Here is an 11,713-nt window from a genome sequence, read left to right on the forward strand (position 1 = left end):
TAAGGAAATTAACTGCCTATAGGCAGTTGAAAGATACTAATGAACTCAAAAATAAGGATTTAAGAATGATATTTCTATTCTTAAATCCTTATTTCTTTATTTTAAAGACTATTTAGTCAGCCTCTTTCTTTTTATCTATTGCAATAAAATGATGAGTTTATAAAGCCATGATGAATTAATTATCTAATGACACTGTGAATAGGATATAAAAAGACTTTTTATACAAAAATAATGAAATAAGTTAGTTATTTTTTTGACGAAAAAAAATAGTGTGATGAAATAACGAACAAAGAATTAGAAAGACAAAGAATACAAGCATTTTGTTCTTATATAAATCATATTATCCATAATTTCATTGCAAATAAATAAAAAATAAGTCAAAAATAAAACACTTTATAAACTAAAAAGTATTAAATATTTCTAAAATTTACAGTTAATATGACGTTTTTGAAACAATGGTACTAAAGATTGTTTTTAAAAAAAAAAAGAGTTATGATTTACTCACAAACGATATAAAAAACGAATTCATGAGAAATGGATGAAGAGGAGAGATGATATGTCATGAGTGCGAAAACAGCAACGCCTAATAAAAAATTGACGTTTACGTCAATTTATTTTTTGGGTATCAATGCAATTGTTGGATCAGGAGCGTTTTTATTACCACAACAAATTTATAAAAATATCGGGGTAATGAGTATCTTGGTTCTCCTTACGGCAGCTTTGACTGTAAGTATGGTTGCATTATGTTATGCGGATTTATCAAGTCGATTTTCAGGATCAGGAGCGGCATGGCTTTATTCGTATAATGCTTTTGGTAAATTTACAGGGTTTCAAATCGGCTTATTTTCGTGGTTTTTAGGATGTTTGACATTTACTGCTGAATCAGTAGCATTGCATCGAACATTAAAAAGCATGTACCCAGCGTTAGATAATCCAATTGCAAAATATGCTTTTCCAATTGGTGTGATAGTTCTATTAAGTATTATCAATCTATTTGGTACAAGTATTGTAAAAAAAATCAACAGCGTGTCTTCAATTATTAAAATTGCTACTTTGGTATTTTTCCTTGTTGTCGGTGTGTTCTTTATTAAGACAGCACATTTTACCCCTATTGTTCCTGAAAGTGTGAAAACAACAGGTAGCTTCTTTGGTCACTTTGGTCAAGCCTTTAGTGTCGTATTTTACATGTTTACTGGATTTTCATTTATCCCAGTAGCAGCTGGTCAAATGAATAATCCAGAAAAAAATATTCCAAAAGCGTTAATTGCTGTTATGTCTAGTGTGACTATTATTTATGTGTTAGTACAAGCAACAGCGATTGGTATTTTAGGTCCAAGTATTGCAAAATTTGATATTCCTATTGCTCAAGCATTGAATTCTTCTATTGGTCATTGGGCATATGTACTGATTGTCATTGGTATGATTATCTCAATCTTTGGTGTGGCTTTTGCTGTATCATTTAATACACCAGTTTTAGCAGCGTCTTTATCAACAGAACATAATCTATTACCATCAGCTGTTGGTAAAAGAAATAAAAACGATGCACCTTACATTGCTGTCATTATTACAATGATCATTAGTATTTTCTTAGTGTCATTTAGCTATATTTTCTTGGTAGCGGCAATCGTATTAGCTTCATTTATTCAATATGTTCCATCTATATTAGCCGTGATTAAATTTAAACATACAAAACAATTTCCAAATAATGGGTTCTCTTTAAAGGGAGGAGACACCATTCCGATTATTGCATTGATTATCTCAATGTATCTACTAACTAATTTTAGATTAGATGTTTTATTACTCATTCTTGGTGTGTTCATCGTTGGTTTGATTATGTATTACACAAGTATCAAAAACAAACCAGATTCACCATCAGCACCACAAGCACCAAAAGGTAAAGTCGCTCAAGCAACCACAAAATTGGCTGACAAAGTAGCGACAACTACTCAAAGTGCACCAACTCATGCATCAACAAAATAAATTAACTGAATGGAGTGTTTTATTATGACAAACGAATTAACTTTTGATCAAATTAATCATATGCAAGAACTCTTTAGTGGTGACAGAGCCAATGAAATTGCTCAAACAGCTGCTACAACAAATGGTATTTTTAAAGCATCTGAAAATATCCGTGCGATTGATGATGCGAATTTTAACTTTTCGATTGATATTGATTCACATAAAGTGACCAATCAAAATCAAAGTGGTCGTTGTTGGATGTTTGCTTGTTTAAATGTCATTCGTTTCCAATTAGAAAAACAATACAACATTGAAAACTTTGAATTATCACAAAACTACTTATTCTTCTATGACAAATTAGAAAAAGCTAATTACTTCTATCAAAATATTCTTAATACAGCGAATGAACCTATTTCTAGTCGTGACGTTCAATTTTTAATTAACTCGCCACAACAAGATGGTGGGGATTGGAACTTAATCATCTCATTAGTTGAAAAATATGGTGTCGTACCAATTTATGAAATGAATGATTCAAATTGTAGTATCACATCAGCTGAATTAAATACGATGCTAAATCGTAAATTAAGACGTGATGCAGTGGAATTAAGAAAGCTAGTTAAAGAAAATGCCACAGAAGCTACTATCAAAGATTATATCGAAAAAAGCTTATCAGAAGTGTATCGATTATTATCAATTGCTTTAGGGACACCACCAAAAACAGTTGATTTTACATTCAGAGATAAAGATAAAAAATATACGTCATATCAAGGGTTAACACCACAACAATTATATGCAGATTACATTGATATTGATGTAAAAGACTATGTGGGCTTAATCAATGTGCCAGCAGAAAATATGCCATTTGGTAAAGTTTATGAAGTGGCTTTATCAGGAAATATGGTGGGTGGAACACCAAACCGTTACTTAAACATTAAAATGGATGAGTTAAAACAAGCAACCATCAAACAACTAAAATCAGGCGAGCCAGTGTGGTTTGGTTGCGATGTGTTAAAACATTTTGACCGTCAAAAAGGGATTATGTCACATGATTTATATAAATTTGAAGACTTGTTTGATATTGATTTTTCAATGACAAAAGGCGATCGTTTCAACTACAAAGAAAGCTTACCAACACATGCCATGGTAATTGGTGGCGTAAATCTTGTGGACGATATGCCAACAAAATGGAAAGTTGAAAATAGCTGGGGAGAAAAAATTGGTGACAAAGGCTACTGTGTGATGGATGACAAATGGATGGAAGAGTTCGTCTTTGAAGTGGTCGTGAAAAAAGCTTACTTAACAGATGAGTTAAAACAAGCATTAGAAACAGAACCAGTCGAATTACCATTTTGGAATCCTATGAACCCAATTGCTTAAGCATTTATTAATAGAAAGAAGGAAACAGTATGTGTACAACCGTTGTTGTCGGAAAAAAAGCATCTAGAACAGGGTCAACTTTGATTGCTAGAAACTGCGATTCTGAAGAACCTATCCAACCTGTTCGTTTTATTACCGTTGCTGAAGATGCTCATGTGAGTGGTATCTATAAAAGTAATATGACGAAGTTTACTGAAAAATATCCTAATAAATCATTGAAATATACGATGATTCCATTTTTAGATGAAAGTAAGTTAGGAATTTTTGGTGAAGCAGGAATTAACTCAAAAAATGTTGCCATGAGCTCAACAGAAAGTATTTTCTCAAATACGGATGTGCTAGCGATTGATCCGTTAACTCCAGCAGGTTTAGGTGAAGATTCTTTACTTAATATGGTCTTACCATATATTGAATCAGCAAGAGATGGCGTAACTTATTTAGGTCAACTGATTAAAGAGCATGGTTCTCACGAAGGAAATGGTGTCATTTTTAGTGATAAAGATGAAGTGTGGTATATGGAAATCCCATGTGGTCATCACTGGGTAGCTCAACGTGTTCCTGACGATTGTTGTGCAGTGATTGCCAATCAATCAATCATTGAAGAAATAGATTTCAATGATGTAGATAACTTTATGTATTCTGAAGGCATTCGTGAATTTGTCGATGAATATCAATTAAATCCAGATTATGAAGGATTTAATTTCCGTCATATCTTTGGAACAAGTACTAAAGAAGATAGACAATATAACACAGCACGTGTGTGGTATGGACAAAATTATTTAGGTCATAAAGTAGAAGACCCAAGAAGTAGTGACATGCCGTTTGTCTTCAAACCAAATCGCTTACTGACAGTGAATGATGTGGCTGCCGTACTAAGTTCACACTTTGATGAAACAATTTATGATCCATTTAATCCTGAGAGCGATGTAGATCGTAACGTATTTAGACCGATCTCTATGAATCGTACAGCAGAATCTCACATTTTAGAAATTAGAAACAACGTACCAGAAGAAATCGCTGGAATCATTTGGTTAAATAGCGCACCAACTGCCTTTAACCCATATGTGCCATTCTTTGCTAATAGTTTAGATACACCAAAAAGCTACCGAGACACAACAGATAATTATGATATTAACCAAGCATATTGGATGTATCGTACTCTAGCCGTTTTAGTAGAACGTGATTACAATAAATTATCTTCTGTGAACTTTGACTACTTAACATCTGCAAAAACACTAGCCAAACATCTTGTGTTGGAAACAGACAAAGCTTTTAAGGAAGGAAACGTGTCAAACGTTGAAGAATTCCTAACAGAACAAAACAACAAAAACATTGATCAAATGAATGCTTTAGCCATGAAACATATTGGTGATTTGGTTCAAAGAGGTTTGGGATTATCTAAACTAACTTTTGATATTACTAAAGACGTTTAGTAAGCCGTTGAAAGGATAATCCCAGCGATTATCCTTTTGTCATTAAAACTATGGAAATGAAGGAAGAGGGAATAATATGTGTACAACTGTTGTAGTAGGAAAAAAGGCAACGATGAATGGAGCAACGCTCATCGCTAGAAACTGTGACGCAGAAATCGTTATTGAACCAGTAAAGTTTATTGTGGTTCCTGAAAATGATGTGACTGAAGGTGTTTACAAATCATACTTAACACATTTTAAAGAAAACTACCCTAAGAAATCACTTAGATATCAAATGGTGCCTTACATTCAATATAAAAAATACGGTATTTTTGGTGAGTCGGGTATCAACTCAAAAAATGTGGCAATGAGTGCAACTGAAAGTATTTTTAGTAACACAAAAGTTTTGGCTATTGATCCTTTAACAGATGGTCTTGGCGAAGATTCTTTAGTTAGTGTGGTATTACCTTATATCTCATCTGCTAGAGAAGGGGTGACTTATTTAGGAAAACTCATTGAAGAATATGGTTCTCATGAAGGAAATGGCGTTATCTTTAGTGATAAAGATGAGATTTGGTATATGGAAATTCCATGTGGTCATCATTGGATCGCACAACGCGTGCCAGATGATTGCTGTGCAGTGATTGCTAACCAATCAATCATTGAAGAAGTTGATTTCAATGACCCAGAAAACTTTATGTATTCAGAAGGATTACGAGAATTTGTCGAAACCTATCATTTGAACCCAGATTATGAAGGATTTAACTTCCGTCATATTTTTGGTACAAGCTCAAAAGAAGATAGAGAATACAACACACCACGTGTATGGTACGGCCAAAATTATTTGGGGCATAAAGTAGAAGACCCAAGAAGTAGTGACATGCCATTTGTGTTTAAACCAAATCGTAAATTGAGTTATGAAGATGTAGGGGCTGTATTAAGTTCACACTATGATGAAACAATTTATGATCCATTTAATTCAACAGATGATGCGTCTAGAAAATTATTTAGACCTATTTCAATGAATCGTACATCACAGTCGCATATTTTAGAAATCAGAAATGATGTACCAGAAGAGATTGCAGCGATTACTTGGATTAATAGTGGCCCAACCGCCTTCAATCCGTATGTGCCTTTCTACGCAAATAGTAACGACACTGCACCATCATACAACAATACAAGTATGACTTATGATATCACTCAAGCTTACTGGATGCATCGTACACTAGCTGTTTTGGTAGAACGTGATTATGACGTATTAAAAACAGTTAATTTTGATTACCTAAGTGCAGCTAGACAACTGGCAAATCACATGGTATTGGAAACAGATCGTGCATACAAAGCCATGCAATCTGGTGATGTAACAGACTTTTTAACAAAACAAAACAAACAAAATATAGAAGAAATGAATCATTTAACCATGACTCATATCGGTGAATTGGTTAAGAAAGGGCTAGGGCTATCAAAACTCACCTTTGACATAACCAAAGACGTATAAAGATAAGTGAGGAGAACATATTATGGAAAACAAAAGTGGTAGTAAAGCATCCGCTGCTTCAAGTGTTAAACCGGTAGCAACTAATGCACAAGGAAACAACACTGCAAGTAAAAAAGGTGCTTTATCAAAAATAACATTAGCAACATTTATTGGGTTAACATTCTCTCTTGTAGCAGGTCCGTATTATTCAACACTGACAGCAACAGGATGGAACATGTTTTTATTCATGGGTATAGCCGTGATTGGATTTGCTTTACCAATCGCTTTAATATCTGGTGAATTTGGGACAACATTTCCTGGTCAAGGTGGTCCAGAGTTATGGGTTAAAAACACCCTGGGACCTAAGTGGGGATTTGTGACCTCTTGGCTCATTTGGGCAGCGATGTTCCCTTCAATGGTCGTTGTTGGGACAGGTTTTGCACCAATGGTTGCGCTACTGTTGAAGAAAGAAAGTTTAATTGAGAACTCGATGTTTACATTGGCGGTTATTTTAGGATTAGTTTGGTGTATGACACTGTTGAATTTAAAATTCGACATGGCAAAAGTAAATGGTAAATTCGGTATTTGGTTAGGTTTGTATATTCCTGTCGTGATGTTATTTATACTTGGTGTGTTTACCTTTGTAAAAATTGGTTTAAACCCAGATAGTATTTTAGGGACCTTTTCATGGTCAAAATTAGTACCTAAATCTTTCACCAGTGGCTCAGGTATGTACTTTAGTGGGATTATCTTTATTTTCTTAGGAATAGAGATGTCTTCTGTGTTTATTACTCGTCTGAAAAAACCATCTCAACAATATGCTAAAGGTGTTATTACATCCCTTATCTTATTAGCATTGTTCTCATTGGTTAACTCATTTTTAGTAGCAAATGTTATCCCAGCAGGTAAAATTCAATTAAACAATGGCGCTCAACCGTTACAATTATTTGCTGATCGTTTAGGATTACCATATTTTGTTGTCCAAATCTTCTGCTTACTTTCTATTGTGAGTGTGTTGACTAATATGTCTACATGGTTTATCAGTGCTCAAAAAACAATCACTGCAAGTGCAAGAGAAGGGGACTTCCCAGAAAAATTCAAATTCTGGAAAACTAATAAATTCAATTCATCAAATACATTGTTATTTGTCCAAGCGATTGCGATTACTATTTTGTCAGGAGCATATGTTATCATTCCTGGAATTAATAAAGTATTCGTTATTATCACAAATAGTGGAACAATGATCTATTGTTTAGCTTATACATTAATGGCTTTAGGCTTTATTTCAATGAGAAGAAAATCACCTGATACAGAACATCCTTTCCGCGTAGGTAAAAAAGGAAATGGTTTTGGATTCTTCTTTGCAGGGTTACTTATAGTTACTATTGTTTTTGCCTTAACCTTAACATTTATGAGTAATACGATTGAAAACTTAATCTTTGTTTTAATCTTTGTCGGTATCTTATTTAGTATTCCATTAATCATCTATAAAAAGAAAAAAGATAGCTGGTTAATTGACGTACAAAAAGAAATGGCTAAAGACACAACTCAAACAACTAATAAATAATGATGAAAGAACTGTTTATCTTTTTAGGTAAACAGTTCTTATTTTATACAAAAATTTATTTAACTCACCATAAAAAAGTTGTGAGAGATTCACACAAATAACGCGAGATATACATATAAAAGGAGTTATATATAAGTGTACCAACAAAATAATAACTTTTAGAATGGAGTGTTTTATATGTCTAGACCACTTACTATTGAACGAATCAATGAAATGAAGAAAAACTTTAACTCAAATCGAGGGAATCAAGTTGCTCAAACAGCTGCGACAACAAATGGATTATTTAAAGCAGCAGAAAATATCCAATCAATTGATGACAATAACTTTAACTTTTCAATCGATGTGGACACTCACCAAGTAACGAATCAACGTCATAGTGGACGCTGCTGGATGTTTTCATGTTTGAATGTGATTCGATTTCAAATAGAAAAACAATATAATATTGAAAACTTTGAATTATCACAAAATTATCTATTTTTCTATGACAAATTAGAAAAAGCAAACTATTTTTATCAAAATATTTTAGACACATCAGGCGAAGATTTATCAAGCAGAGATGTGCAATTTTTATTAAACTCACCACAACAAGATGGCGGAGATTGGAACCTAATTATTTCGTTAGTTGAGAAATATGGTGTTGTACCAAAATATGAAATGGATGAGTCAAGCTGTAGCATGGATTCAACTGAATTAAACACTTTATTAAATCGTAAATTACGTGCTGATGCCATCGTGTTACGTCGAATGATGAATTCTAATAAAACAACTGATGAGATAAAAGCTTTTATTGATGAACAATTAGTAGAAGTCTATCGAATTCTTTCTATCGCTTTAGGAACACCACCTGAAACTATCAATTTTACATTTAGAGACAAAGATAAAAAATATACGTCTTATCAAAATTTAACGCCAGTAGAAATGTATCAAAAATACATTGATATTGATTTAAATGATTATGTGATTATTATCAATGTCCCAACAGAATCTATGCCGTTTAATCAAACATTTGAAGTAGAATTGTCTGGCAACATGGTAGATGGTAAACCAAATCGCTATCTAAATGTTGAGATGGATGAATTGAAAAAATTAACGATCAAACAATTAAAATCAGGTGAACCAGTTTGGTTTGCGTGTGACGTGTTGAAACACTTCGACCGTCAAAAAGGCATTATGTCAGATAGCCTTTATAAATTTAAAGAATTATTTGATTTAGACTTTAATATGACAAAAGGTGAGAGATTCAACTACCGTGAAAGCCTGCCAACTCATGCGATGGTGATTGCTGGAGTAAATATAGTTGATGATAAACCAACGAAATGGAAAGTAGAAAATAGTTGGGGAGACACTATTGGAGACAAAGGTTTCTGTGTCATGGATGATAAATGGATGACGGATTATCTATTTGAAGTAGTCGTTAGAAAAGAGTTCTTTACAACTGAACAGCTTGCTAATTTAGAAAAAGACGCCACAGTATTGCCATTCTGGAATCCAATGAATCCCATTACACCAATGATGTAAATCGCTTGAATATTACAAGAATGTTTCTCTTAGATAAATTACTATCTGAGAGAAATATTTATTATAAGGAAGTATTTTAGGTTAGTAAAAGAAAGGTAGGAGATCCATATGAGTAGTAAACCAGATAGTACGACCAAAAGCACCAATAAACAGGGTCAAGGATATATTTCAACGTATGCGTTGATTATGATGAATGTTGCGATTGTTGCTGGGCTAGGAAATGATGCCCAACAAGCGTTTTATGGATTGTCATCAGTGACATTATTTGCAATTGGTGCCCTTGTATTTTTTGTTCCAACAGCTCTTGTAGCAGCCGAACTTGCGGGTGGTTGGTCTGAGCGTGGCGGTATTTTCCGTTGGGTTGGTGAAGGGATGGGGAAAGGCTGGGCGTTTACCTGTTTGCTGATTCTATGGTTTCAGACGACATTTAATCTGGGTGCAGGTATGCCAAACTTTGCAGCAACGATTGGATTTTTTACCCCTAATTATGATTGGGCGGTAAAATTTGCCAAAAATCCGTCTCACGAATTAATGATTATGTGTTTGTTTTTAGCAGTATTTTGGTTAGTGACCTGGTTAGCAACTCGTGGGGCTAAGACGTTTTCTAATATCTCTAAATACGGCGTGACGATAGGAACCATTATCCCATTAGCAACAATTGTTATTTTAGTGATTGTTTGGTTAGTACAAGGTCATACGCCAGCAATTAAATTAGAACCAAGTGGCCTAGTACCAAAATGGCATGGTATGAGCACATTAGCTCTTGCTGCAGGCGTCTTTTTCTCATATGCAGGAATTGATTTAAATGCAGCTCACATTAAACAACTAAAAAATCCTAAAAAGCAATTTCCAATTGCCATGCTTGTCGCAGGATTAATTGCCTTTTTAGTTTTTGTTGTTGGAACGCTTATTATTGCGATAGTCATTCCAGAAAAAAATATTAATATTATCTATGCACTCTATTCTTTATATCACGAATTGGGAGCTACTATTGGCGCTCCTTGGATGTATATGATTTTTGTCTATGTTGGGTTCTTTGCGACACTTGCTATGTGGATTACTAACTTAGCTGGTCCATCATTTATGTTAGGACAAGCTGGACGTAGTGGCTTTTTACCAAAACAATTACAAAGTAACAATAAACATGGTATGCCATCAAAAATGCTTTATTTACAAGCTATCTGTGTGACAGCTATTGCCTTTGTTGTAAAATTATTGCCAAACGTTGAAGGATTCTTTGTGATGATTACTCAAACCGTAACGATTCTTTACATGTTATATTATGTGTTGATGTTTGTCTCATTCTTACGTTTGCGTTACACTCAACCAAATCGTCCTCGTACCTTTACTGTTCCTGGTGGAAAAGTCGGAGCTTGGTTAGTTTCTATTATTGGATTAGCAGCATGTGTGTTTGGTATTGTGTTGTCACTTTACCCACCAGCTCAAGTTAAAAAAGAAGTCGGTTCTGGTACCGTTTATGTTGTGACCATTTTAGTATTACTTGCAATAGTGTTATTATTGGCATTTGGTATTTATCAAGCCTCTAAACGCCATGATTGGGTAGATAAAGACAATCAATTTGCACCATTTACATGGGAAATTGAAGGATTTGATAAACCTAAAAAAGCATTGTCTAACATTCCAAGTGAAGTGTTATCTCATTATCAAGATCCAATGGGTATGCCGATTAAACAGACGTTTGATCCAAATGAAACTATGGATGATTTTAATAAAAAGTTGAATAGTAAGATTGTTACTCAAACAACCACAGATAACAAAACCCCCATTACTTCAAATAGTAATAAATAAAGGATAAAAGGTTAAGAGGAGTTATGTCTTAACCTTTTATTTTGTTGACAAACAATAAGATAGTGGACTAAAATTAACCTAGTGTTATTTATACCTTTTTTAAACAATGTTTGACTATAAGACATATGAATGGGTGATGGATGATGAATGAAGAAAGTTTGCAAGTGATTATGGGATTGATTATGCATAGTGGAGATGCTAAAAGTCATGCAATGGAAGCCATACAGTCAGCTAAAGCATCTGATTTTTCAATGGCAGACGAAAAATTAGAAGCTGCCAAAGAGTCTTTAGTAAAAGCACACCAGTCTCAAACAGAGATGCTAACAAAAGAAGCGCAGGGTGAATCAACAGAAATAACCCTTTTAACGGTTCATAGTCAAGATCATTTGATGACAGGGATTGCCTTTACAGATTTAGCGAAAGAGATAGTTGATTTATATAAAGTGATTGATAAAAAATAATAAAACGAGGCTGACCCAAAAGTCTCCTAAAAAAGATTAAAAGGAACAAAATTATTTTGGATTTTGTTCCTTTTTTGACGAAAAAAATAGCACTTTCCTTTATAATTAAGGTGTCTAAACCAACTAAAAAGGA

At 33.8% G+C, this 11,713-nt stretch carries 8 protein-coding genes; all 8 read left to right on the forward strand.

Going from position 1 to position 11,713, the window contains the following annotated elements:
• Window positions 1-561 precede the first annotated feature (561 nt).
• The 8 genes from CBF36_RS11795 (at window position 562) to CBF36_RS11830 (ending at window position 11,580) form a co-directional block, all read left to right on the forward strand.
• Window positions 562-1,980 (forward strand): APC family permease, encoded by a 1,419-nt coding sequence (locus CBF36_RS11795; protein ID WP_125958575.1) that lies wholly within the window; start codon window positions 562-564, stop codon window positions 1,978-1,980.
• A 24-nt stretch (window positions 1,981-2,004) separates the two neighbouring features.
• Window positions 2,005-3,336: a C1 family peptidase gene (locus CBF36_RS11800; protein ID WP_125958576.1), complete on the forward strand. Its 1,332-nt coding sequence runs from the start codon at window positions 2,005-2,007 to the stop codon at window positions 3,334-3,336.
• 29 nt (window positions 3,337-3,365) lie between these two features.
• The gene (locus CBF36_RS11805; RefSeq protein WP_125958577.1) at window positions 3,366-4,769 is read left to right on the forward strand and encodes a C69 family dipeptidase; all 1,404 of its coding nucleotides are present in this window, start codon (window positions 3,366-3,368) and stop codon (window positions 4,767-4,769) included.
• Window positions 4,770-4,845: 76 nt separating this feature from the next.
• A complete protein-coding gene (locus CBF36_RS11810; RefSeq protein WP_125958578.1) occupies window positions 4,846-6,246 on the forward strand; it encodes a C69 family dipeptidase in 1,401 nt (466 codons plus the stop codon).
• Window positions 6,247-6,268: 22 nt separating this feature from the next.
• Entirely contained in the window at window positions 6,269-7,792 is a 1,524-nt protein-coding gene (locus CBF36_RS11815; RefSeq protein ID WP_125958579.1) for an amino acid permease, read from the forward strand.
• Window positions 7,793-7,969: 177 nt separating this feature from the next.
• The gene (locus CBF36_RS11820) at window positions 7,970-9,310 is read left to right on the forward strand and encodes a C1 family peptidase (RefSeq protein WP_125958580.1); all 1,341 of its coding nucleotides are present in this window, start codon (window positions 7,970-7,972) and stop codon (window positions 9,308-9,310) included.
• Window positions 9,311-9,418: 108 nt separating this feature from the next.
• Complete coding sequence (locus CBF36_RS11825) at window positions 9,419-11,119, forward strand: APC family permease (RefSeq protein WP_125958581.1); 1,701 nt, start codon at window positions 9,419-9,421, stop codon at window positions 11,117-11,119.
• 143 nt (window positions 11,120-11,262) lie between these two features.
• Window positions 11,263-11,580: a PTS sugar transporter subunit IIA gene (locus CBF36_RS11830; RefSeq protein WP_420824015.1), complete on the forward strand. Its 318-nt coding sequence runs from the start codon at window positions 11,263-11,265 to the stop codon at window positions 11,578-11,580.
• The last annotated feature ends 133 nt before the right edge of the window (window positions 11,581-11,713 follow it).

Source organism: Vagococcus bubulae (assembly GCF_003950315.1).
Classification (GTDB): domain Bacteria; phylum Bacillota; class Bacilli; order Lactobacillales; family Vagococcaceae; genus Vagococcus; species Vagococcus bubulae.